Raw genomic sequence first — 23,929 nt, forward strand, 5'->3', positions numbered from 1 at the left:
GCCCCGCACAGTCCGCAGCAGACGACCCACGGCACCTCAGGAGGCCTGGCATGCGCACCGAGCCACCACCGACCACCACCACCGACGGCGGCCGGCCGGCCGAGCGGGCCGGGGCGGCCGCCGACGAAACGCTGGAGGACTACACCCTGCGCTTCGCGCCCCGCAGCTACCGCCGCTGGACGCCCATGGTGGTGGCCACCACCGCCCTGGGCGGCATCGCGTACATGGCCGACTTCTCGATCGGCGCGGGCATCGGCCTCACCCACGGCACCGGGAACGCGCTGGCGGCGATCCTGGTGGCGGCGGTGGTCATCTTCGTCACCGGGTTCCCGCTCGCCTACTACGGCGCCCGTTACAACATCGACCTCGATCTGATCACCCGGGGGTCCGGGTTCGGCTACTACGGCTCGGTCCTGACCAGTGTGATCTTCGCCAGCTTCACCTTCATCTTCTTCGCCCTCGAAGGCTCGATCATGGCGCAGGGGCTGAAGCTGGGGCTCGGGCTGCCGCTCTGGCTGGGGTACCTGGTCTCCACCCTGATGGTGATCCCGCTGGTGGTCTACGGGATGAAGGCGCTGAGCAAGCTCCAGGTGTGGACGACGCCGGTCTGGTTGCTGCTGATGGTCGGCCCGCTGGTGTACCTGGTCGCCTCGGACCCGGGCACGGTGGACCGCTTCCTCTCCTACGGGGGCTCGGACGGCGGCGGCGGCGGGATGAGCACCGGTCAGGTGCTGCTGGGTGCGGGGGTGTGCCTGTCGCTGATCGCGCAGATCGGGGAGCAGATCGACTACCTGCGCTTCATGCCGCCGAAGACCGCGGCCAACCGGCGCGCCTGGTGGACGGCCGTGGTGATGGCCGGCCCCGGCTGGGTGGTGCTGGGCGCGCTGAAGCAGGCGATCGGGGTGTTCCTCGCGGTCTACGTCCTGGCCGAGGCCGGGCCGACGGCGGCCACCGAGCCGATCCGGCAGTTCACCGGGGCCTTCGACGCGATGATGCCGTCCTGGCTGGTCGTCCCGCTGGCGGTGGCCCTGGTGGTGATCAGTCAGATCAAGATCAACGTGACCAACGCCTACTCTGGCTCGCTGGCGTGGACCAACTCCTTCACCCGGGTCACCAGGCACTACCCCGGCCGGATGGTGTTCGTCCTGGTCAACCTGGCCTTCGCGCTGATCCTGATGGAGGCCGACATGTTCAGCTTCCTGAACAGCATCCTCGGCTTCTACTCCAACTGCGCCATCGCCTGGATCGTCACGGTGGCCACCGACATCATGGTCAACAAGTACCTGCTGAAACTCTCCCCGCAGGCACCCGAGTTCCGCCGGGGCATGCTCCACCCGGTCAACCCGGTGGGGCTGGTCTCCTTCGTCGCCGCCTCCGGACTCTCGATCGCCATGTACTTCCACGCCCTGGGGGACACCCTCCAGCCGTACTCTCCGGTCGCGGCGGCGCTGATCGCCTTCGTCCTCACCCCGCTGACGGCCGCCCTGACCGGGGGCCGCTACTACCTGCGGCGCACCACCGACGGGATCGACGCACCGCACCTGGACGCCGACGGCAACCCCAGTGCCGCGACGTACGAGTGCCACGTCTGCCGGCAGGAGTTCGAGCGGCCGGACCTCGCGGCCTGCCTCACCCACGACGCGGTGGTCTGCTCGCTCTGCCTCAGTACCGACAAGGTCGGTGACCACGTGCTGCCGGCGGCGTCCGTGGGCGGCTGACCGGCACCCGCGGGGGCTCGCGCGCCGGGGTGGGACCACCAGCGGCGGCGGAGGCCCGGACGGCCTGACGGTCAGGCATTGCCGAATCATTACGGCGACGCACGGCGGCCCCGGCGGCCGCCGTGCGCGGTGTATCCAGGGGCGGAGGCAGCATAGGGCTGCCTGCTCCTGGAGGCTGAGATGTCCGCTCGCCCGTCGCCGTCCGCCCGCCGTCGTCGTCGCCGGTGGACGGTTCCGGTCGCCGTCCTCGTGCTGCTGGCCGGCGGCTTCGGCCTGTACCTCTTCGAGCCCTGGAAGGCGTTCACCAGCACCAGGGTCGACGAGGCGCCGCCGGCCGCCGCCGCACCCCTCGCCACGCCGGCCGCCGCCGCACCCCTCGCCACGCCGGCCGCGGGCACCCCCGCCGGCGGCGCCGCGCTGCCGCCCTCGCCGCCCTCGCCGTCCCCGGCCGGGCCCGGGCCGGCCGAGGGGGCCGCCGGGGCCTTCCAGTCCGGCGAGCACCCCACCACCGGGACCGCCCGGCTGGTCCGTCTCGCCGACGGCAGTACGGTGCTGCGCCTGGAGGACCTGCGGACCTCCGAGGGCCCCGACGTGCGGGTCTACCTGTCGGCCGCGCCGGCGGCCCGGTCGAAGCTGGACACGCTGGGCGACGCCCCGGTCGAACTCGGGCGGCTGAAGGGGAACCTCGGCAACCAGAACTACGCGGTGCCGTCCGGCACCGATCTCACCCGCGTGCGCAGTGCGGTGATCTGGTGCGCGCGCTTCTCGGTGGGGTTCGGCGCGGCCGACCTGACGGCGTCGGCGCGGTAGCGGGGCGGGCCCGGCGCGGGAGGGGAAGCCGGCCGGCCGGGGGCGTGTGCCGAGGATGATCACGGAGGGATAGGCTGCCGCACCGTCAGGTGCCGATCGGCCCCTGCGACCTACTTGAGGGGTGGAGAACGCCATGATGGGACCGGCGCACGCGCTGTCCGGCGCAGCGGCCTGGCTGATGGCGGGGGCGGCATCGGCCGCGCTGGACCGGCCGATGCCTTGGCCCGTGCTACTCGCGGGCGCGCTGATCTGCGCCGGAGCGGCACTGGCCCCTGACCTGGACCACAAGGCCGCGACCATATCGCGGGCCTTCGGGCCCGTGTCGCGCACATTGTGCGAGGTGGTCGACAAGCTGTCGTACGCGGCCTACAAGTCGACCAGGGGGAAGGGCGACCCCCGGCGCAACGGCGGGCACCGCACGCTGACCCACACCTGGGTCTGGGCCGTGCTCTGCGGGGCCGGCGCCGCGGCTGTCGCCGTGTACGGGGGCCGCTGGGGCGTGCTCGCGGTGCTCTTCGTCCACATGGTGCTGGCCATCGAGGGCCTGCTCTGGCGGCACGCCCGGGCCTCCAGCGACGTGCTGGTCTGGCTGCTCGGCGCGGTCAGCGCCTGGATGCTCGCCGAGACCCTCGACAAGCCCGGCAACGGCTCCGGCTGGCTGTTCACCGAGCCCGGTCAGCAGTACCTGTGGATCGGCCTGCCGATCGTGCTGGGCGCGCTGGTGCACTGCCTCGGCGACGCGCTCACCGTCTCCGGCTGCCCGGTCCTGTGGCCGATCCCGATCGGACGCAAGCGCTGGTACCCGATCGGCCCGCCGAAGGGGATGCGCTTCCGGGCCGGCAGCTGGGTGGAGATGAAGGTCCTGATGCCGGTCTTCATGGGGCTGGGCGGGGTCGCCGCGCTGGGCGCGCTCGGGTTCATCGGCTGAGGTCCGAAAGGGCCGGACGTTCATCGGCCGAGGTCCGAAAGGGCCGGACCGGGTTCAGCCTGGTTCCAGCACGACCCACACCTGGCCCGGGTGGAAGGTCATCGGCTGCCCGGCGTACGAGAACGTGGTGCCGGTGTCCGGGCCGGGCCGGGACCAGGTGCTCTGGTAGGCCCGGCCGTCCCGGAGGACCACCGCCTCGCCGCTGCCCACCGTCGGGGAGAAGGGCACCAGGCGGCCGGCGGAGTCCCGGAGCCCGAGCGGCGAGGGGCGTACGTCCACCCGCTGCACCACGACGGTCGGCGCCCCCGCCTGCCCGCCGTCCGTCGTCCGGGCCGGTCGGCCGTCCAGCGCCACCAGGTACCTGCCGGTGGCCGCGGACCAGCTGAAGGTGAACGAGGCGGCCGGCATCCGCGCGGTGAAGCTGTCGGCCGGCACGCCGCCGGCCGGCGGGTCGCCGAACCGGAAGCCGATGTCCCGGGCCGTGGCCGCGTCCGGCGAGGCGCGCAGGATGCCGGAGGGCACCACGTACTCGTTGTAGGGCGCGGGCCTGGACGTGCCGCGGAAGAAGGAGCCGTTCTGCTGCGGGGATCGGTTGAGGACGTCGGCGCGGTCGAGCACCGGCAGGAACCTGCTCTGCGCCCCGGAGTACACGAAGGCCGCCCTCCCGTACTGCTGGAGCAGTTCGAGGTCGCTCTCCCGGGCGCTGCGGACCGGGCCGACGGTGTCGCCCGGTGGCAGGTGGCCGGAGTCGTAGACCGCCAGGAACCGCGAGATGCCGCCCTCGACCTCGATCGCGTAGACCACGTCCGCCGCGTTCAGGCCGGTCTGCGGGCGCGCGTTCACGATGTTGTCGATCTTCACGGCGATGATCCGGCCCGTCCCGCCGGGGAGCCCGGTCAGCGGCGAGACCGCTGCTCCGGAGGCCCCCGGGCCGGGCGACGCCGAGGAGGTGCCGGGTGGTGCGGAGGTGTCGGGCGGGCCGGTGGGAACAGCTGGTGGGCCGGTGCCCGCCGGGAGTGGTGACGGGCCGCCGGCCAGGGTGAGCACCACCGCCAGGGCGACGGCCGCCCCGGCGAGCAGGACGGCGCCGACCCGGTGGGCTAGGGGGAGGGACCGCCAGCCGCCCAGGACGCGTTCGAGGACCTTCATCTGCACGGTCACCTCCGGGCAGCGGCGACGGATCGCGGGCGGGGCTGCCGCTGGTCCGGGTCGCTGTACCTGGGAAGACGAAACGGGCGTCCCGGGTGGTTCCGCTTCCTTCGGGGCCGCCGATCTCGGGCGCCCGTGCCCCCGCCCGTGCCGTCGCCCGTGCCGTCGCCCGTGCCGTCGCCGGCGGTGTGCCCGGTGCGAAGGCTCCGGTCCGGGGCAAGCAGGCAGGCGGTGCGGGGGCGCCGGGGCGGCGGCCGCGCGCCCTCCTGCACCCCGTCGGCGCCCGGCGGGGCTAAGCTGGGCGAAGTTGTGAAGGCACCTCGTTCGGTGAGGCGTCGCCACGGACACAGGCCACTGACCCCACGACGTCGAGAGACGCCCAGGTTCAGGACAGGTCTCCCCGGCCTAAGGGGTGACCCCAAGTGGCTGCACCGCTCGGGTGCTACGCCGTGGCGTGCCAAAGCTCTGACGAGTTCAGGGGTGCCGGCCCGTCTCCCGGCGCACCTGTGCGCGCGGGCGGCGGGGCCTCCCCTGAGAGCCTCGCTCCGGCACCCCGTGACAGTGCCCGACGGCAGGGAGGTGAGAGCGGTGGAGTCCAGTAGTCCGGGCCGAAGTCGGCCCCGCCCCGGCACGTGCACCGTTCCGCCCCGCATCGCGCGCCCGTCCCCGTCCGCCCTCCGGCCCTCCCGCACCGTCCGGCGCTGACCGCGCCCGGCCGGCGGAGGGTGCCCGGGCGGGCGCCGGACGGTGGCGGCGCTGCCCCGCCGGTGTCCGGCGCCGTCTGCCGCAGGGCGGGCCGTGCCCGGGTTCCCGGCGGACACCCACCTGTGGAGGTTCCCGCCATGTCCGACTGGCGTGTGCGCGCCGTGCGCGCGAGCAAGCGACCGTTCTCCCGCCCCGCCGCCGGGGAGGCCGGCGGGCCACCCGCGCCCGCACCTGAGCACTCGATGGACCCGAGGCCGGAGCCCAAGGCGGACACCGTCTCGCTGGAGCGCTCCGTGGTGGACGCCGCCGTCTACCGGGCCGGCCGCCGGACCGGGATCCCGGCCACCCTGGCGGACATCTACCGTGAGTTGCCCGGCAAGCCCGGCACCATGGCCTGGATCGGCCTGTTCCGCCCGGCGGACGCCCAACTGCTGGAGGCCGCGGAGCGGTTCGGCCTGCACGAGCTGGCCGTCGAGGACGCCATCGTGGCCCACCAGCGTCCCAAGCTGGAGCGCTACGGCGACACCCTGTTCGTCGTCCTGCGCGCCGCCCGCTACCTCGACGACGTCGAGGAGGTGGACTTCGGGGAGATCCACCTCTTCGTCGGGCCCGACTTCGTGCTGACCGTCCGCCACTCCCAGTCCCCGGACCTGTCCGCGGTGCGCCGGCGGCTGGAGGACGACCCCGAACTGCTCGCCCTCGGGCCCGAGGCCGTCCTGTACGCCGTCCTGGACGCCGTGGTCGACGGCTACGCGCCGGTGATCGCCGGGCTCCAGCACGACATCGACGAGATCGAGACGGAGGTCTTCGGCGGCGACCCCAAGGTCTCCCGGCGCATCTACGAACTCTCACGCGAGGTCATCGAGTTCCAGCGGGCCACCCGGCCGCTGCTGGACATCATGAAGAACCTGGAGGCCGGTTTCGGCAAGTACGGCACCGACGGGGAGCTCCAGCGCTACCTGCGCGACGTCGCGGACCACGCCACCTACGCCGCCGAGCGGGTGGACGGCTTCCGGCAGATGCTGCAGAACATCCTCACCGTCAACGCCACCCTGGTCTCGCAGGCCCAGAACGAGGAGATGAAGCAGCTCGCCGAGGCCGGGCACGCCCAGAACGACGAGATCAAGAAGATCTCCGCCTGGGCGGCCATCCTGTTCGCGCCGACCCTGATCGGCACCGTCTACGGGATGAACTTCGAGACCATGCCGGAACTGCGATGGGTCTTCGGCTACCCCTTCGCGATCGGGTTGATGGGGCTGGTCTGCGCGGGGCTGTACGTGGTCTTCAAGCGACGCGACTGGCTGTAGCCCGGCCTCACCAGCACCGCCGGCGGGGCGTGGGCGCGGTCGCGGGCGCGGCCTCGGGGGCCGGGGGCCGGCGGTACGGGAGCCGGGCGTGGACGGTCTTGCCGCTGCCCGGGTCGAGCGTGACCCGGACCGGCCCGCAGAGCGTGGCCACCAGGTGCAGTCCCAGGCCGCCGGTGCCCGCGCCCGGATCGGGGAGCCGGGGCAGCGGAAGGGTGCGGCTGGGGTCGGAGACCGCGATGTCGACGGCGTCCGGCAGCAGGGCGAGATCCAGCGTGCCGGCTCCGCCCGCGTGCCGGACGGCGTTCGTGACCGGCTCGCTGACCACCAGAAGCAGGTCGTCCCGCTCCTGCGGCCGCCCCGGACGGACCTGGTCGAAGGAGCGGCCGACGGCCGACCGCACCTCTCGGCCGACGTACTGACGGCCCGTCGGCAGGGCGACGCGGCGCGCCACGGTCAGGTGCCCTCGGGCGGCCAGGGTCGCGACCCCGCTCCGCCCCCCGGGGGGCGCCGTCCGTCGGTCCCCCAGGGGGTGGGCGCCGCCGGTCCCGACGGGTCGTCAAGCCGTGTCAGGGGCGCCGCCCTTCGGGGGCAGGCCGTCAGGCGCCGCGCGGGACGGTGCGGATGATGCCGCCCTTGACGTCGGCCGAGAGGTAGCCGCCGCCGTAGTCGTCGGACAGGTAGACGGCGATCGACGGCTTCTCCTCGATGATCTCCGGTCCGATGATCAGGTAGCGGCTGGTCGGGTTGGCCACGTTCAGGGTCTGCTCGGCCTTCTTGATCAGGTCCGGCAGGATGTCCCAGTTGTAGAGCTGCAGGTCGGCCAGCTTGTCACGGGAGGTCAGCGTGGCGCCCGGGGTGCGGGTCGTCTTCCCGTCACGGTAGGTGATCCGGTCGTAGACCTTGGGGTCCGAGGCGGTGGGGGCCTCCGCGATGGCGTACTCGGGGTAGACGACCAGCCGCTTGATCTTGGTGCCGGACATCAGCGGGCGGATCGCGTCGATGGTGGCCCGGACGCCGTCCGGGGTGAGCAGGTTCTGCTTGCCGGCCGGCGGGGCCGCGGGCTGGCCGGTGGGCGTGGGGGTGCTGTCGGTGGCGGCGGTGGGCGAGGTTCCGGTGCCCGGCGTACCCGAGGCGGTGTTGGCGGGGGCCGTGTTGCGGGGCGAGGCGTGGTTGATCGTGCCCGGCCGCATCGTCCAGGCCAGCACGCCGGTCAGGCAGACCGCGACGACCGAGAGGGTCACGACCGCGCCGCGGCGGCGCCGGCGGGCGGGCACCGGCGGCCGTCCGGGCCCGGTCGGCCCCTCCGGCACGAGGTCGTGCGGCGGGCCCGCGTACGGGTTGTTCCCGTACGGGTGGCCCGCGGTGGGCCCGGTGTCGAACGGCCGGGCACCGTACGGGCCCGCGTCGTACGGCCGGACGTCGTGGGCCCCGCTGTCGTAGGGCGCGCCGCCGGGCGCGCCGGCGTAGGGCTGGCCCGGCTGGGCGGGGTACGCCCCGCCGGGCTGCCCGCCGGGGTGGGGGTGTGCGGGGGTGAGCGGTCCGGTGAAGTACTGCGGGGTCTCGACCGGTGCCGGTGCGCCGCCGAAGCCCGCGACCGGGGTGCCCGGGGCCGGCGTGCCGGACTCGGCCGCGGCGAGGATCCGGTCGATCGTCCCGGCGTCCGGCCGTTGCGCGGGGTTCCTGGCGAGCATGGCGGAGAGCAGCCCGCCCAACTGCCCGGAGTTGACCGGTGGCGGCAGCGGCTCGTCCAGCACCGCCGCGAGGGTGGCCAGCGAGGTGGCCCGGCGCAGCGGGTGGTGGCCCTCGACGGCCACGTAGAGCATCATCCCGAGCGACCACAGGTCGGAGGCCGGGTTGCCCTCCTCGCCGCGGATCCGTTCGGGGGCGATGTACTCCGGCGAGCCGATCAGCGAACCCGTCGCGGTCAGCGCGGTCGCGTCGTGCATCGCCGCGATGCCGAAGTCGGTCAGTACGGGGGTGCCGTCGGTGCGCAGCAGGACGTTGGCGGGCTTCACGTCGCGGTGCTGGATGCCCGCGGCGTGCGCGGCGCGCAGGGCGGCCAGTACGCCGCGGCCCGTCCTGGCCGCCTCCGGCACGCCGAGCGGCCCCTGGGCCAGCCGGTCGGCGAGGCTGCCGCCGGTCACCAGCTCCATCACCAGCCAGGGGTGGGCGTGCTCGGCGCTGTCCACGATGTGGTGGATGACCGCGACGTTCGGGTGCTGCAGCCGGGCGAGGGCGCGCGCCTCGCGCAGCACCCGCTCGCGGGTCTCGCGCGCCGCCGTCGGGTCGGCGGCCTCCGTCGCGGGGTCGAGCGCGCGGACCTCCTTGAGCGCCACCTCACGGTGCAGGGCGTTGTCGCGGGCGCGCCAGACCAGCCCCATGCCACCGCCGCCGAGACGTTGCAGCAGTTCGAAGCGGCCGTCGATGAGCCGCGTTTCCGGCCCCCCAGAGTTCATGACGGTCATCGTAGGAGACGGGAGTGACGTCCGTGCGCCACGGTGGTCCCGCCGGGACCGGCCGGACGGCGGCGGCCGGGCCGGCGCACCTGCCGGACGGCGCCCGGGACGGCCCGCGGGCGACGCGCCGCCCGCCGCGGGCGCCACCGGCCGGGGCCGGTCCGTAGGATCCTGCGCATGCCCGCCTATCTGCTGTCCATCGCCTTCCTGCTGCTCTTCGCCGTCGGTATGCGGCGGGACCGGCGCCGGTTCGGCAACGCGGTCCTGCTCGGCCTGTCCGTCTTCTTCCTGGCGGCCGGCCTGTTCGGCGAGCTGGCCCGGCTGCCCGACGGCCTGGTGGACGCAGTGCTGGTGGTGATCCCGGCCGCGGCCGGGCTCGGTCTGGTGGCGTCGGCGGTCTTCCTGGTGGCGAACGGGGTGACGATGGTCCGGCAGGAGGGCGGCCGGCTGCCCAACCTGCTCTCGCTGACGGCGGGGCTGGCGATCCTGGTCCTGATCGCGCTGCTGCTCGCCGCGGTGCACTTCGACTCGCGGGCGCTACGGGCCGTCGCCGGGGGCAGTCTGCTGGTCGCCGGGTACCTCGGCTTCCTGTTCCTCTGCTTCCTGGGCTACGCCTTCCTCTACGGACGGCTGACGGTGCGCCGGGACGTCGACTTCGTGCTGGTGCTGGGCGCGGGCCTGGTCGACGGCGACCAGGTGCCGCCGCTGCTGGCCAGCCGGCTGGAGCGGGCGTACGGCATCTACCGGGTGCAGGCCGCCCGGGGGCGGCCGCCGACGATGCTCGTCTCCGGCGGCAAGGGCAGCGACGAGCGGGTCTCGGAGGCGCAGGCGATGGCCGGCCACCTGGAGGCCCTGGGGTGTCCGGCGGAGCGGATCGAGCAGGAGGACCGCTCGCGCAGCACCGAGGAGAACCTGGAGTTCAGCAAGGTGCTGATGGAGCGGCACGGGACGCCCTACCGCTGCGTGGTGGTCACCAACACCTTCCACGTCTTCCGCTCCGCGGTCACCGCCCGCCGGGCGGGGGTGCCGGGCCACGTCCTGGGTGCGCACACCGCGCCGTACTACCGGCCGAGCGCGACGATCCGCGAGTTCGTCGCGGTGCTCGCGCTGTACGGGCGGCTCAACGCGGGGGTCTGCGTGCTGCTGGCCGTGCTCGGTGTGCTGGCCGGCTGGGCGTCCTGACGGGGGGCACGCCCCGGTCCCGCATGCCCGGTCCCGCATGCCCGGCCGCGCATGCCCGGCCGCGCATGCCCGGCCGCGCATGCCCGGCCGCGCGCTGCCGGGGCGTGCGGAGGTGCCGGGGCGTGCGGAGGTGCCCGGTCGTGCGGGGGAGGGGGTGCCCGGCCCCGGTGCGTGCGGCCGGGCACCCCCTCCCTGCGGCCCGCCGGATCAGGGGCAGTACTCCCAGGCGAGGTGGTAGGTGGTCCGGATGCTGCCGTCGGTCGAGTCCATCGTCATGAAGCTGGTGGTCCTGGCCGGGTCCGAGGTGCCGGCGTTGACCCGCAGTTCGGTGTTGATGTTGAAGTTCCGGGTCTCGCCGCAGGGCGCCCAGACCAGCGCGGCGACCGGGACGGTGTCGGTCACCTGCCAGCTGTCGTCGAGCCTGCCGGTGAACTGGTGGCTCAGCGAGGAGGTCTGGGGCGATCCCTGGAAGTAGTAGTTCGCCTTCTGGATGCCGACGGCGCCCTTCTCCAGGTGCGCGAAGCCGCGGTAGTCGGCGGAGGCGATCGCGTAGGTGAAGCCCTGCGGGACGTGCACCCGCAGGTTGAGCTGGCAGTTCTTCCGGAAGTCGGTCGGCTTGGAGCCGAGGCCCACCTGGGCGGTGTAGTCGCTGTACGTCACGGTGAAGGCGGTGCTGTCGGGGGAGACCGCGATGGCGGCCGTCCCCGCCGGACAGCCGGAGCCGTTGACGGTCGCCACGTCGATGACGATCTTGTCCGGCGGGGGCGGGGTGGTCCAGCCGGAGCCGGCTCCGGTGTCGAGCCCGGTGAACGAGCTGCCGAGCAGGGCGGCCGCGGCACCGCCGGCGGCGAGCATGCGTACGATCATGGGTTTTCCTTCCGATCGTCCAGGAGTCCCCGGCCGCGGTGCTGCTGTGCGGCGGGACTTGGCGTGGACATGTCAGCACATCGCCGTCGCCGGCGTACAGAGGGCCTCACGCGGAGGGGCCGGAAGTCGCCACGGGGGGCGGCCTCCGGCACCAGGGCCGCCGCGGAGTCCCCGTCGGCCGGCCGTCAGCCGACCGTCAGGTTCCTGGCCAGGGCCGCGAGCAGCAGGGCGAAGGCCGTCACCGCGGCCAGGGCGCGGACGGTGTCGAGCCGTTCCCAGCGTCGGATCCGGCCGCGCCAGTCGAGCGGCGGGGCGCCGGGCGGCCACTCCAGCAGGGCCTTGTTGACCGGCACCGTCCCGGCGAAGGTGACGGCCGTGAAGACGAGCAGGGCCGCCAGGGCGGAGCACCGGAAGGCGAAACCCGGCTCCCCCCGGCTCCCGGCCGTGGCCGCGACCGTGCTGAGCAGCGCTGGCCCGTACACCGCCGGTACCAGGACGCGCAGTCGCCGCACCAGCGCCTGCCGCAGCCGTATCTGGTCGTAGGCGTCAGGGACGTTCAGCGCGCCGCGCACTCCGAAGCGGACCACGAACTCGATCCCGGCGAGCAGGCCGGCGCAGAACAGGTTGACGATGTCGAGGCTGTGCACAGGTGCGTCCTTCATCGGGTGGCCGGTGCCCGCCCGGGGTGCCCGGGTGCCTGGCGTGCGGTGCGAGGCGTGCGTGCAGAGGGCAGGGCGGGACGGGGAGGGGTGGAGGCAGGTGGGTGCGCCGGGGGCGCACACCGTCGGCCGGGCGCCGCGGGGGTGCGCCCCGTCGCCGGACGGCGGTGAACGGGGGGCGGGGTCGTCGCCCCGGCCGTTCCGCCCATCGCGTCGTCCGTGCCGGCTGCCCGCTCCGCGCCGGCCGGCCCTCCGAAGGGTGGCTGTCCGGAGGCCGGCCGGCCGGAGGGGGCGGTTCAGCCGCCCACGGCCGGCGCGTGCCCCGGGGCGGGCATGGCGTGCCGGAGCCGGTACTCCGCGGCGTCACGCTTGTACCGCTCCCCGGCGGCCGCCTGGTCCGGGATGTCGGCGGGGTCGGGTGCGGCGTCGCCGAAGAAGCGGTCCAGGGCCTGGTTCGCGCCCACGGCGAGCGGGCCCGAGCGGGCGAGCATGCCGGCCTCGTAGCGGGCGACGGCGAGGTCGACGTCGGCCTCCTCGGCGAGTGCCCGGGCCAGCTCGGCGCCGTCGAGCAGGGCGAGGTTCATGCCGTAGCCGCCGAAGGGCGACATCAGGTGGGCGGCGTCGCCGAGGAGTGTCGCGCCCGGGGTGTGCTCCCAGGTCAGGGGTGCGGGCAGGGCGTACAGGGGCCGGTTGCCGAAGGACTCGGCCTCGGTGATGAAGGGCAGCAGCTCGGCGGCCCAGTCGTCGAACTCCTGGAGCAGGTGGTGCCGGACGGCGGCGCCGTCGCCGAGGTCCAGGCCGGCCGCGGAGTGCCAGTCGAGGGCGGTGCGCAGGCCGATCAGGCCGCGGACGACGCCGTTGGCGTTGCGCTGGCCGATGATCGCGCGGCCGTGCCGGCCGTTGGCGAACATGTGCCCGTCGCCGACGAGTGCGGCGATCCGGGGGTGCCGGGTCGCCACCTCCTCGAAGCGGACGTCGAGCATGGAGACGCCGCTGTACGCCGGCACCGCGTCGGTCAGCAGGGGGCGCACCCGGGACCACGCGCCGTCCGCCCCGATGACGAGGTCGGTCTCGACGGAGGTGCCGTCGGCGAACCGGAGCCGGTGGGCGCCGCCGCCGAGCGGCGTGGCGTCCACCAGTTTGTGCCCCCAGTGCACCGTGCCGGGGCGCACCCGGCCGGCGAGCAGCGCGCGCAGCTGTCCGCGGTCGATCTCGGGGGCGGCGTCCTCGCCCGGGCCGGGGACGTACTCGGCGAGCACGGTGCCGTGCTGGTCGAGAGTGCGCTTCGCCTGGCCCTCGAAGCGCGCGACGGCGAGGAACTCGTCGAGCAGGCCGGCCGTCTCCAGGGCGATCTGCCCGGTGTCCGCGTGCAGGTCGAGGGTGCCGCCGGCGTCGCGGGCGGTGGGGGAGGCGTCGGCGTCGTGCACGGTGACCTCGATGCCGTGGCGTTGCAGGACGCGGGCGCACAGCAGGCCTCCCGGGCCGGCGCCTATGACGGTGATCCGCGGGGTGGGGCTCTTCATGAGGGGCTCCGATTCGGTGTGTCGGTGTGTCGGTGTGTCGGTGTGAGTGTCGGGGTGGGTGTGGCCGTGCGGGTGCGGGTGCGGGTGCGGTGGGGGCGGGACGGGTGACCGGCCGGCCCTGGGCGCCGGGTCCGGCCCCGGCGGGCGCCGCCCTCGCCGTCGTCGGAAGGGCGGGCCGGGGCCGCCGGGGCCGGGGTAATTATTACTGCCACTGAAAAACTACCGTAGCAGAAGTTTTCCAGGGGCTGGATTATCCTTGCGGCATGAACGCACGAACAGTCGACTGGTCCGCGGGGCGCCTCGCCCGTGACGGGGTGGATCGGGCCGAGGGCCTGCGCGAGCGCAAGAAGCGCCTGATGCGCCAACAGCTGTCCGACACGGCCACCGAGATGTTCGTGGAGCGGGGCTTCGAAGCCGTCCGCGTCGCCGAGGTGGCCGCCGCCTGCGGGGTGTCCGAGAAGACCGTCTTCAACTACTTCCCCACCAAGGAGTCCCTGGTCCTGGACCAGCCGGAGGCCACCATGGCCGCCCTGCGCACGGAGCTGGCACGGCCGGAGCTCACCCCGGTCGACGCGGCGCTGCGGGTCCTCGCGGACGAGCTGGGCGCGCTGACCGCCTGGCTGGACGGGCACGAGGACCCCGCCCTGGCCGTGGCCCGGCTGCGCCGGTTCGGCGAGCTGGTCCAGGCGACGCCCGCTCTCCGCGCGCACCAGCGCGACATGACGGACCAGCTGGTCGCCGCGGCGGCCGAGACCCTCGCCCGACGGGCCGGGGCCGGCCCCGAGGACCCGGAGCCGCAGATCGCGGCCACCGCGCTGCTCGGGCTCTGGCCGATCCAGTTCAGGGCGCTGCGCACCCACCTGGACGGGACCCGGACGCCCGCTCAGGTCCGCGCGGCGGTCACCGCCGACGTGCTCCGCGCGGCTGAGCTGCTCGCGGCCGGGCTGGGCCCCTGGCCGCCCGCCGGCCCGGAGCCGGCGCCCGCGCCCGCGCTGCCGTAGCGCTCCCGGGGAGGAGGGGTGGCCCCGCCGTACTGCGCCCCCCGTCCGACCGCCGGCCGTCCGACCGCCGCCGGCCCCCCGCCGGCCGTCTCCCCGCCGGATGTCGTCCCTGCCGGCCGTCGTCCGCGAGGGCCGGGCGGGCGGGCCCGGCCGGTCGGCGCGGGCCCGCCGTCGCGCGCCGTGAATTCCCGAAATCGGCTGCGGAGGGTAATCGAACGGGAGCATGGTGCAGGCATGACTGAGTACGGCGAGGACGTCCCCGGCTACCGGACGATCAGAGTGGGTGCCTCCCGGGCCCCGGTCGCGGACCTGGCGGACCTGGCGGCCTGGCAGGCGAGGGAGCCCTACCCGGAGGTCCTGTCGGCCGGTCACCCGGTCTTCGGCGTGGCCCGGGAGTGCGAGCAGGGCGGGTGGGAGCTGCACGCCGGCTTCGGCTGCATGACGCCGCAGGGCTCCCGCGAGAACATGTCGATGACCTTCCGGCGGTTGGCCCAGCGGGCCGAGCGGGACGGCGACCGGGCGGCCCAGCGGGAGTGCCTGGCTGCGGCGGAGCACCTGGACTGGGAGAAGAGCGACGAGATGACCGTCCTCGGTACCCGCTACCGGGTGGTGCGGGCCGAGCGGTTCGTGCGGACCGGTCCGGACGGCCCGGAGCCGCCCCGCGCCACCGACCCCGATCCCGTCTCGCCCGGCCGGGCGGCCCGGTCCTACGACCCGGCGGCCGGCTTCCTGATCGACCCGACGGTGCCGACCGGTATGTCCGAGGCGATCCTGAAGGCCGAACTGCTGGCGCTGGTCCGGGCGCCGGGCACGGTGCCGGCCCCGGTCCGGCGGGACTCCCGGCTGGCCGCCCACTCGCACCCGGGCGGGGTGCTGCTGCCCGCCGCGTTCATGGTCGCCGAGCGGATCGGCGGGGAGTGGGCGCCGGGGTCGCACACCGACTCCAGCACCCCGCAGGGCGCCCGGGACTCCCTGGCGCTGGCGCTGCGGGTGATGGACCCGGTCCGGCGGGGGCTCTCCCCGGCCGAGCGGGCCGAGTACGCCCGCGCGGCCGACCGGCTCGACCGGGAGCGCGGCTCCGACCTCGCAGTCGCGGGCCGGCTGCTCCGGGTGGTCCGGACCGAGCGGCTGGTGCGGATCGGCCCGGACGGCCCCGAGGGCCCCCGCCCCAGCGACTTCGACCCGGAGCTGCCCGTCCTGGAGCAGGACCGCCGGCTCCGCGAGCAGGGCGACGATCCGGACGAGGACGCTCCGATCGAACTCGACGAGGCGACGCAGGAGTTGGCCCGCCTCTTCCACGCGGAGGAGCGGCGCCGGCGGGAGCGCCCGGGCGGCTCCTGACCGGAGCCTCCTGAGAGGATGGGCCGGGTGGGCGACGGCCGCCGCCGGTACGCGCCGGTGCCGGCCGCCGCCCGCCCGGCCCGGTGCGTGCGCAGGCGTCAGGACGGGCCCCGGTACGGGCCCGGGTGCCCGCGCGCGCACACCTGAGCACCCGAAGGAGAGAGATGCCGCACGTCACCATCAAGTACCACTCGCGGGACTTCACGGACGAGCAGAAGCAGCAACTGGCCGAGGCGATCAGCTCGGTGATCGAGAAGCACTTCACCACCTACGAGGGCGCGGTCTCGGTGGCCCTGGAGTCGTTCCCGGCGGCCGACTGGGACGAGGTGGTGTACGCCCCGGAGATCACCGGGCGCGCAGATCTGCTGATCAAGGCCCCGGACTACCGGAGGAGTTGAGGGAGCGTCCGGGCGGCCCCGGGCGGCCCCGGCCGTCCGTCGGCCGTCCGAGACGCCGGGCACCCACCCGGTGCCGGACCGCTCCGGGTGCAGCCCGTGCGGTACCGGACCCGTCCCGTACCGCATCGCTTCCGCGCCGCCGGCCAGGACCTTCGCGGGCCTGCCCGGCGGCGCCGGAGCCGTCGCGCACCCGGCCGTCCGGCCGCCGCCGTCCGGCCGTCACCCCCGCCGTCCGGCTCCGCTCACGGTCGAGGGGTCGGCTTCTGGCGGAGGGCCGCGATGCCGTCCAGGATGAGGTCGATGCCGGCCAGGAACTGCTCGCGGTCGTCGTGCACGGGCAGTTGGGCCGCGACCCGGCGCACGAAGGGGTACTGAGCGGGATCGAGCTGCGCCCACTGATCGGCGATCGAGCCGAGGAAGGCCGTCCGGTCGGTCCGGTGCGCGTGCAGGCGGGCGTTGGCGGCGTTCTGCCCGGCGACCCCGAGGACGTGGATCACCAGCGTGGACGTGGCGTCGAACTGCGCCGATCCGGGCACGCCGAGCTCCTCTAGCCGGCTGCCGAAGCCTTCGAAGATCTGCGGCAGGGCGGCCAGCCACGGCGCGCGGGAGAGCTGGGTGCCGACCCAGGGGTGCGCGTCGATCGCGTCGAACAGTCCCAGGGCGAGCGCCCGGATCGCCTCCCGCGGTCGCGCCCCGTCGGTCATGTCCGTGACGACCCGGGCGACGACCCCGTCGGTGGCCGCGGCCAGCAGGTCGTCCTTGTCGGCGACGTGCCAGTAGATCGCCCCGCTCCCGGTGGCCAGGTGCGCCGCGAGCGCGCGGAAGGTCAGCGCGCCCTCGCCGCCGGCGTCCAGGATCTCGATCGCGGCCTCCACGATCCGTTCCTTCGAGAGCGCGTCGGTGCGGCGCGCGGCCCGCTGCTTCTTGATCGCCATGAGCACAGTTTGACATGAATGGATCGCCGTTCCAACATGGGAATGGAACGCGGTTCCATTCATGCTTCGAGAGGAACACCATGACGACACCGGTCACGATCATCGGCGCGGGCCTCGGCGGCCTCACCCTGGCGCGCGTCCTCCACGTCCACGGCATCCCCGTCACCGTCCACGAGGCCGACCCCTCCGCCGAGTCCCGCACCCAGGGCGGCCAGCTCGACATCCACGAGGAGGACGGACAGCGCGCGCTGGCGGACGCCGGACTCACCGCCGAGTTCCGCGCCGCCGTCCACGAGGGCGCCGACGCGGCCCGGGTGGTCGACCGGCACGGCACGACGCTGCTCGACCTGCCCTCCGACGGCACCGCGGTGCGCCCCGAGGTGCTCCGTGGCGACCTGCGCCGCATCCTGCTCGACTCCCTGCCCGAGGGGACGGTCCGGTGGGGACGCAAGCTCACCGGTGTCCGGCCGCTCGGCGACGGCCGGCACGAACTGGCCTTCGCCGACGGTTCGACCGAGACCAGCGGCCTCCTGGTGGGCGCCGACGGCGCCTGGTCGCGGATCAGGCCGCTGCTCTCCGACGCCAGGCCGGAGTACATCGGCACGACCTTCGTCGAGACCTACCTGTACGACGTCGACGAGCGGTACCCCGCGACGGCCGGCCTGGTCGGCCAGGGCGCCCTGTACGCGCTCGCCCCGGGGAAGGGCATCGTCGCGCACCGCGAGGCCGGAGGCGTCCTGCACACCTACGTCGAGCTGAACCGCTCCGCCGAGTGGGTCGCCGCCGTGGACTTCACCGACGCCGCCGCCGCGAGCGCCCGGGTCGCGGCCGAGTTCGAGGGGTGGGCGCCGCACCTGACCGCGCTGATCACCGAGGGCGCGACGGCGCCGGTGGCGCGCATGATCCACACGCTGCCGGACGGACACCGGTGGGACCGCGTCCCCGGGGTCACGCTGATCGGTGACGCCGCGCACCTGATGCCGCCGTCCGGCGACGGCGCGAACCTGGCGATGTTCGACGGCGCCGAACTCGGCAAGGCGATCGCCGCGCACCCCGACGACGTCGAAGCGGCGCTCACCGCCTACGAGAAGGAGCTGTTCCCGCGCAGCGAGGCCTTCTACGCGGACGCCCACCAGATCCTGGACATCTGCCTCGGCGACCGCGCACCGCACAGCTTCATCGAGTTCTTCCAGGGCGGTCCCGACGGGGAGCACCAGGCGCCGGGCAGGTGAGCCGGGAGCCGGGCCGGTGAGGGGTCCCCGTCGCTGGTGCCGCCGGCTGCCGGTGACGCCGTAGGCCGGGGCCGGGGCCGGACCGCCGGAACCGGAACGTTGCAGTCCACCCGTACCGGATTGGCCCTGTCCGGGGCCGGTGCCAGGCACCCAGAATCGGTCGTGATCATGGCACGGAGCAAGGAGCACGGGATGGACGCGACGGACGGCATGTCGGCGCTGCGGCGGGCCTACCTGGAGACCGCGCGGACCGCCCGCGACCTGGTCGCCGAACCCGCCGTCGCCGCCGCCTGGGACGCGCCCGGCGCGCTGGACCTGATGACCGTCGGCGACCTGGCCGGCCACCTCGCCGGACAGGCCTTCCTCGTCCCCCAGGTCCTCGCCGAACCCGTCCCCGCCGCCCACCGGACCCCGCTGCCGCTGCTCGACTACTACGCCGCCGTCCGCTGGATCGGCTCCGCGCCCGACCACCCCGTCAACCTCCGGATCCGGCGCGCCGGTGCCGAGGCCGGCGCCGAGGGCCCGCAGGCCCTGACCGCCCGGACCACGGCCACGGTGGACGCGCTGCGCCGCACGCTGCCCGCCGAACCGGCCGACCGCCTGGTCCACCTGCCCTGGGGCCCGTGGACCCTGCGCCTCGACGACTTCCTGGTCAGCCGCATGATGGAACTCGCCGTCCACACCGACGACCTGGCCTTCAGCGTGGGCCTGCCCACCCCGCCGATCCCCGCCGCGGGCCTCGACACCGTGATCCGCCTGCTCACCCGGCTCTCCGTCCGCCGCCACGGCCCGACCGCCCTGCTCCGCACCCTCGCCCGGGCCGAGCGGGCCCCGGCCACGGTGGCGGCGTTCTGACGTCGGCCCGCCCACCGGGCGCAACCCCGTTCGCCCGCCGGCCCGTTCGCTCGCCGGCCCGTTCGCCCGCCGGCCCCGCGCGCCCGGCGCCCGCGCCGCGTCCGCCGGCCAGGACGGGCCCGGGCCCGTTCCGCGGGAACCACGGGCACCGTGCCGGTCGTCGCAGTGCCGAGGGCAGCACCGGTACGTCGTACCCTGGGCGGCTGCCGCAGTGAACCGAACGGAGAGGCCGTCAGCCGTGTCCCCTTACGACTCGTACGGTGTGCAGCAGCAGCCGGGCCCGCCGCAGCGGCCCGCCCGGGCCTGGTGGTGGCTGCCCGAGCAGGAGCGTCGCCGCCGCAAGGAGCAGCGCCGCCGGTGGCAGGAACACCGGCGGCTGAACAGGAAGCGCGACAGCGACTGCTGCGACGGCTGCGACTGCCTGGGCGAGCTGGCCGACCCGTGCCTGATCGTGCTGGTGCCGGTGATGACGCTGTCCGCGCTGAAGGCCGCCGTAGGTGCGGCCGCCGGCCGGCGCGGGACCCGGGCGGCGGACCCGGCGGCGCCGGTCCCGGACGGGGTGCTGGCGGCCGGGATGTACGGCGCGGTGCACCACTACCGCACCCGGATCAGTCCGTCCCTGGCTCCGCGCTGCCCCTACACGCCGTCCTGCTCGACGTTCGCGGTGCAGGCGCTGCACCGGCACGGGGCGGTTCGCGGTGCCCGGCTGACGGCTGGCCGGCTGCTGCGCTGCCGACCGGGGACGAAGGGTGGGTCCGACCCGGTGCCCGGTCGCTGAGGCCGGGCCGGCCCCGGCCTGGTCGAACGGACATACGGAAGTACGGTCTCCGCCCTGTCAGTTGAAGGTGATGGCTGGCAGGATCGGGGCCGTGACGGATCTGGGCGGGCTTGTCCGGCGGGTGGCGGAGCGTGCCCGCGCCCTCGCGCGGGAGCTGCCCCCGCCGCTGGACGCGCAGGAGCTGGCGGCCGCGGAGGCAGCCCTCGGGGTGACGCTCCCGCCGCTGCTCGCACGGCTGTACCGGGAGGTCGCCAACGGCGGCTTCGGGCCCGGCTACCACCTGCTGCCGCTGGTCGGGCCCGGGCGCACCGTGGTCGGGCTCTACCGCGCCGAGCGGACCGCCGCCGAGGGCGGCACCGGGCGGCACTGGCCGGTCGGGGTGCTGCCGCTGATGGACTGGGGCTGCGGGATGTCCGCAGCGGTCGACTGCCTCGCCGCGGCGGCGCCGGTGCTGCTCTTCGAGCCGAACGGCATCGTGGACAACTGGGCGGACGCCTGGTTCGTCGACGCGGAGAGCCTGGCGGACTGGCTGGAGACCTGGTTCGCGGGCACCGGCTGGTACGAGCAGATCGCGGGCGCGGACGGCCCCTCGGGCAAGCCCCGGCCGTGGGCGGAGGCCGGCGCGCGGCTGCGGGCGCCGGAGCCGGAACCGGACCGGGCGCCGTGAGGCGCCGCCGACCGGGCGCGGGCCGTGCCCTGCCGGGGGCCTCGAAGCGCCCGGGGCCGTGAACCGTCCGGGGCCGTGAAGCGCCCAGGGTCGTGAGCTGCCCGGGGCCGACCGACCCCGCTCAGATGTCTATACAGGTTGGGGACCGCCGGCGGTCATCGAGTCGTCACCCAACACCTCGTCCACGGTCATCTTGGCGCCTTAGACATAACGGGTCTGGACCAAGCAGACGACCAGCACCGTGATCGAGGAGCCATCCCATGAGTCCGATCCCCGAAGTCTCGCGCCGCACCCTGCTCGGCGGCGCGGCGGCGGCCGCCGTGCTGTCGGCGCTGCCGCTCAGCGTGCGCGAGGCGCTCGCCGCGCCGGCCAGGCCCGGCCGGCTCGCGGACATCGAGCACGTCGTGGTCCTGATGCAGGAGAACCGGTCGTTCGACCACTACTTCGGCTCGCTGCCGGGCGTCCGGGGCTTCGGCGACCGGGCCGCCGTGCGCGGGGTCAACGGGCGCTCGCTCTTCCACCAGCCGGACCCGTCCCGGAAGGAGGGCCACCTGCTGCCGTTCCCGATGAACGCCGCGCACACCAACGCGTACCAGCAGGGTGCCCCCGCCTTCGGGTTCGTCGACTCGATGAAGGCCTGGAACGACGGCCTGGCCGACGGTTCGGTGACCCGCAGGTCCGGCGGCTGGCTCGGCCAGGGGTACTACGAGCCCGCCGACATGCCCTTCTACAACGCGCTCGCCTCGGTCTTCACCACCTGCGACGCCTACCACGCGTCGGTGCAGTGCAACACCAACACCAATCGCGAGCACCTGATGACCGGCACCAGCGGCGGCACCGTCCGCGACACGCCGGTGACCGACAACACCGAGATCCCCGGCGGCTACGAGTGGACCACCTACGCCGAGCGGCTGGAGCAGGCCGGCGTCAGCTGGAAGACGTACCAGGCGCTGGACAACTTCGACGACAACGCGCTCGCCTGGTTCGCCCCCTTCGTGAAGGCCGAGCCCGGTGAGCCGCTGTACGAGCGCGGCATGCGGGCGGTCGGCGACCCGGCGAAGAGCAACGACCCGTTCGCGATGGGCGACGCCCTCGTGGAGGCGTTCACCGCCGACGTCCAGGCCGACACCCTGCCGCAGGTCTCCTGGCTGGTCGCGCCGGCCGCCCTGTCCGAGCACGCCAACTACGCTCCGCCGAACGGCGAGCACCTGACCGCCCGGCTGCTGTCCGCCCTCGCCGCCAAGCCCGAGGTGTGGGCGAAGACCGTCTTCATCCTCAACTACGACGAGCACGGCGGGTTCTTCGACCACCTGCTGCCGCCGGTGCCGCCGCTCGCCGCCGGACGCGGCAGGTCCACCGTGCCGGTCGACGGCGAGGTGGTGGTCCGGGTCGCCAAGGGCGGCAGCACCTACCACCGGGTGGTCGGCCAGGACGGCCGCTACCGGGTGAAGGCCGCCGACGGGTCGCTCACCTGGTCCGACACCCTGCCGGCCGGCGAGACCCTGGTCTCGGGCCCGTACCCGATGGGCCTCGGTGTCCGGGTGCCGATGATCGTCGTCTCGCCCTGGACCCGCGGCGGTGTGGTCGACTCCACCGTCTACGACCACACCTCGGTGATCCGCCTGCTGGAGAAGCGCTTCGGCGTCCAGGAGCCCAACATCAGCCCGTGGCGGCGCGCCGTCACCGGCGACCTGACCGCCGTCTTCGACTTCTCCGGCCGCGACCCGCAGTGGCCGCAGCTGCCGGACACCAGCGGCAACCGGCAGAAGGTCACCGACACGGGCAAGCTGCCCGCGCCGACCGTGCCCAGCCCGCAGGCCCTCCCGCAGCAGCAGCGCGGCACCCGCGCCGCCCGGCCCACCCCGTACAACCTCACCGTCAAGTCGCGGCTGAAGGACGGCGTGCTGACCGTCGACTTCGTCAACCAGGGCCGCCAGGGCGCCGTGTTCGCGGTCTACCCCGCACCCGGCGGTACGCCCCGGCACTACACCGTGGGCGCCAAGGACCGGCTCTCCGACACCTGGACGGTCGGCCCCGACGGCTACGACCTGCGGGTGCACGGCCCGAACGGCGCGCTCTGGCACCTGCGCGGCGACGCGGCCGCCCTCTACGAGGCCTCGATCTCGGAGGAGCAGAACGGCCGGGTGCTGGAGGTCGACGTGATCAACCGGACCCGCACCGCCCAGACCTTCCTGGTCGGCGACCTCGCGTACGGCGACGGGCTGCGCGAGGTCCGGGTCGGGGCCGGTGACGACAGGACCGTCAACGTCAAGGTCGGCCGGGAGGGCTGGTACGACGTCACGGTGGCGCTGCGCGGCGACCTGACCTTCCGCCGCCGGCTGGCCGGCCGCTTCCCCGGCGACGAGCAGGGTGTGACCGACCCGGCGATGGGCCTGGCCGACCCGCTCACGGTGGACGTCTCGCTGCAGGCCGCGTCCACCACCATCGACGAGGCGATCCTGCTGCCCGGGCGCCCGGCCCGGATCACCGCCCGGCTCGCCGCCCCCGCGACGGCCCTCACCGCCGTCGAGGCGCAGCTCGTCCTGCCGGCCGGCTGGACGGTCAAGGCGCTCACCCCGCCGCCGGCCACCCTGGCCGCCGGTGCCACCGCCACCGGCGAGTGGGAGGTGACGCCGCCGGCCGTGCTGCCGGCCGGTGCCACCCACCGGATCCTGGTCACCGCGCGGGCCCTGGCCGGCGACCGGTTCGCGATCGCCGACGGTGAGCTGGGGGCCCGGACCGCCCCGGCGATGACGGGTCACCTGCTCGACGAGGACTTCGAGTCGCTGGCCGGCGTGCTGCAGCCGCTCGGGTCCGTGCTGGGCTGGACGGCGCAGGCCCCGCAGGGCTGGTCGGTCGTCAACGCGCCCGGCATGCCGCAGGGTACCGCGCGCCTCCAGGGCTGGACCTTCCACACCAAGCGGGCCTGGTCCACGCCGGCCGGCCAGGACCGCGGCAACTTCGGCCGCGGCCTGGGGGTCCTCGCGGTCGCCGACCCGGACGACTGGGACGACACCGGCGCGCCGTCCGGCAAGGGCAGGTTCGACTCGACCCTGGTCTCGCCGGCCGTGCCGATCCCGGCCGGCGTCGGCACGCTGTACCTCGGCTTCGACTCGCACTACCGCCAGGAGGCGCCGCAGAAGGCCTCCGTCACCGCCGTGTTCGACAACGGCACCGAGACCAGGCTGCTCTCCTACAGCAGCGACGCCACCGGCAACGACAACGCGGGCCAGGACGTGCAGAACGCGTTCGTCGCCCGGCAGATCGCCGTCCCGGCGGGGGCGTCCTCGGTGACCCTGAAGTTCCGGATGTACGACGCGGGCAACAACTGGTTCTGGGCGGTGGACCACGTCCGCCTGGACAGCAGGCCGGTCACCGGCTGACCGGTCCCGACCGGCCCGGCCCCCGCACCCTCCCG

At 74.7% G+C, this 23,929-nt stretch carries 20 protein-coding genes and 1 riboswitch; of the genes, 13 read left to right on the forward strand and 7 right to left on the reverse strand.

All coding sequences use genetic code 11. The annotated features are described in order from the left end of the window. Positions 1-50: 50 nt before the first annotated feature. From IE329_RS22995 to IE329_RS23005, 3 genes are all read left to right on the forward strand, one after another. Positions 51-1,718, forward strand: coding sequence for a purine-cytosine permease family protein (locus IE329_RS22995; protein ID WP_190212851.1), 1,668 nt, complete (start codon positions 51-53; stop codon positions 1,716-1,718). 180 nt (positions 1,719-1,898) lie between these two features. Next, positions 1,899-2,528, forward strand: a complete 630-nt coding sequence (locus IE329_RS23000; RefSeq protein ID WP_190212852.1) for a DM13 domain-containing protein — start codon at positions 1,899-1,901, stop codon at positions 2,526-2,528. 133 nt (positions 2,529-2,661) lie between these two features. Then, positions 2,662-3,456: a metal-dependent hydrolase gene (locus IE329_RS23005; RefSeq protein ID WP_190212889.1), complete on the forward strand. Its 795-nt coding sequence runs from the start codon at positions 2,662-2,664 to the stop codon at positions 3,454-3,456. A gap of 54 nt (positions 3,457-3,510) precedes the next feature. Here the strand turns inward: IE329_RS23005 and IE329_RS23010 are convergent, their stop codons facing one another. Further along, complete coding sequence (locus tag IE329_RS23010) at positions 3,511-4,605, reverse strand: DUF3048 domain-containing protein (protein ID WP_190212853.1); 1,095 nt, start codon at positions 4,603-4,605, stop codon at positions 3,511-3,513. Between the two features lie 312 nt (positions 4,606-4,917). Further along, positions 4,918-5,092, forward strand: a riboswitch (M-box (ykoK) riboswitch). Between the two features lie 355 nt (positions 5,093-5,447). On the opposite strand from IE329_RS23010, the gene IE329_RS23015 reads away from it, so the two are divergent. Further along, positions 5,448-6,617, forward strand: coding sequence for a magnesium and cobalt transport protein CorA (locus IE329_RS23015; protein WP_190212854.1), 1,170 nt, complete (start codon positions 5,448-5,450; stop codon positions 6,615-6,617). A 7-nt stretch (positions 6,618-6,624) separates the two neighbouring features. On the opposite strand, the gene IE329_RS23020 is transcribed toward IE329_RS23015, so the two are convergent. Further along, complete coding sequence (locus IE329_RS23020; RefSeq protein ID WP_190212855.1) at positions 6,625-7,068, reverse strand: ATP-binding protein; 444 nt, start codon at positions 7,066-7,068, stop codon at positions 6,625-6,627. 145 nt (positions 7,069-7,213) lie between these two features. Beyond that, a complete protein-coding gene (locus IE329_RS23025; RefSeq protein WP_190212856.1) occupies positions 7,214-9,073 on the reverse strand; it encodes a serine/threonine-protein kinase in 1,860 nt (619 codons plus the stop codon). A gap of 177 nt (positions 9,074-9,250) precedes the next feature. Between IE329_RS23025 and IE329_RS23030 the strand changes: the two genes are divergently transcribed. Next, positions 9,251-10,255, forward strand: a complete 1,005-nt coding sequence (locus tag IE329_RS23030; protein ID WP_190212857.1) for a YdcF family protein — start codon at positions 9,251-9,253, stop codon at positions 10,253-10,255. A 207-nt stretch (positions 10,256-10,462) separates the two neighbouring features. Here the strand turns inward: IE329_RS23030 and IE329_RS23035 are convergent, their stop codons facing one another. The 3 genes from IE329_RS23035 to IE329_RS23045 all read right to left on the reverse strand — a co-directional run bounded on the left by IE329_RS23035 (position 10,463) and on the right by IE329_RS23045 (position 13,304). Further along, entirely contained in the window at positions 10,463-11,122 is a 660-nt protein-coding gene (locus tag IE329_RS23035; protein ID WP_373311260.1) for a DUF4360 domain-containing protein, read from the reverse strand. A 185-nt stretch (positions 11,123-11,307) separates the two neighbouring features. Then, the gene (locus tag IE329_RS23040; RefSeq protein WP_190212858.1) at positions 11,308-11,784 is read right to left on the reverse strand and encodes a DUF1772 domain-containing protein; all 477 of its coding nucleotides are present in this window, start codon (positions 11,782-11,784) and stop codon (positions 11,308-11,310) included. Positions 11,785-12,077: 293 nt separating this feature from the next. Continuing rightward, entirely contained in the window at positions 12,078-13,304 is a 1,227-nt protein-coding gene (locus tag IE329_RS23045) for an FAD-dependent oxidoreductase (protein WP_190212859.1), read from the reverse strand. A 263-nt stretch (positions 13,305-13,567) separates the two neighbouring features. On the opposite strand from IE329_RS23045, the gene IE329_RS23050 reads away from it, so the two are divergent. The 3 genes from IE329_RS23050 to IE329_RS23060 all read left to right on the forward strand — a co-directional run bounded on the left by IE329_RS23050 (position 13,568) and on the right by IE329_RS23060 (position 16,044). Further along, positions 13,568-14,305: a TetR family transcriptional regulator gene (locus tag IE329_RS23050; protein ID WP_190212860.1), complete on the forward strand. Its 738-nt coding sequence runs from the start codon at positions 13,568-13,570 to the stop codon at positions 14,303-14,305. A gap of 234 nt (positions 14,306-14,539) precedes the next feature. Then, the gene (locus tag IE329_RS23055) at positions 14,540-15,646 is read left to right on the forward strand and encodes a DUF5954 family protein (protein ID WP_190212861.1); all 1,107 of its coding nucleotides are present in this window, start codon (positions 14,540-14,542) and stop codon (positions 15,644-15,646) included. Positions 15,647-15,810: 164 nt separating this feature from the next. Further along, complete coding sequence (locus tag IE329_RS23060; RefSeq protein ID WP_190212862.1) at positions 15,811-16,044, forward strand: tautomerase family protein; 234 nt, start codon at positions 15,811-15,813, stop codon at positions 16,042-16,044. Between the two features lie 242 nt (positions 16,045-16,286). Here IE329_RS23060 and IE329_RS23065 read toward each other — a convergent pair whose 3' ends face one another. Beyond that, on the reverse strand, positions 16,287-16,979 hold the full coding sequence (locus tag IE329_RS23065; RefSeq protein ID WP_190212863.1) for a TetR/AcrR family transcriptional regulator: 693 nt from the start codon (positions 16,977-16,979) through the stop codon (positions 16,287-16,289). 80 nt (positions 16,980-17,059) lie between these two features. Here IE329_RS23065 and IE329_RS23070 point away from each other — a divergent pair, with 80 nt between their 5' ends. The 5 genes from IE329_RS23070 (at position 17,060) to IE329_RS23090 (ending at position 23,894) form a co-directional block, all read left to right on the forward strand. Continuing rightward, positions 17,060-18,211, forward strand: coding sequence for an FAD-dependent oxidoreductase (locus tag IE329_RS23070; RefSeq protein WP_190212864.1), 1,152 nt, complete (start codon positions 17,060-17,062; stop codon positions 18,209-18,211). A 168-nt stretch (positions 18,212-18,379) separates the two neighbouring features. Beyond that, the gene (locus IE329_RS23075) at positions 18,380-19,066 is read left to right on the forward strand and encodes a maleylpyruvate isomerase N-terminal domain-containing protein (RefSeq protein ID WP_229927679.1); all 687 of its coding nucleotides are present in this window, start codon (positions 18,380-18,382) and stop codon (positions 19,064-19,066) included. A 238-nt stretch (positions 19,067-19,304) separates the two neighbouring features. Then, on the forward strand, positions 19,305-19,844 hold the full coding sequence (gene yidD, locus IE329_RS40805) for a membrane protein insertion efficiency factor YidD (protein WP_229927680.1): 540 nt from the start codon (positions 19,305-19,307) through the stop codon (positions 19,842-19,844). Between the two features lie 91 nt (positions 19,845-19,935). Next, the gene (locus IE329_RS23085) at positions 19,936-20,511 is read left to right on the forward strand and encodes an SMI1/KNR4 family protein (protein WP_229927681.1); all 576 of its coding nucleotides are present in this window, start codon (positions 19,936-19,938) and stop codon (positions 20,509-20,511) included. A gap of 260 nt (positions 20,512-20,771) precedes the next feature. Beyond that, the gene (locus IE329_RS23090; protein ID WP_190212866.1) at positions 20,772-23,894 is read left to right on the forward strand and encodes a phosphocholine-specific phospholipase C; all 3,123 of its coding nucleotides are present in this window, start codon (positions 20,772-20,774) and stop codon (positions 23,892-23,894) included. Positions 23,895-23,929: the final 35 nt, after the last annotated feature.

Source organism: Kitasatospora indigofera, from assembly GCF_014655955.1.
GTDB classification, from domain to species: Bacteria; Actinomycetota; Actinomycetes; order Streptomycetales; family Streptomycetaceae; genus Kitasatospora; species Kitasatospora indigofera.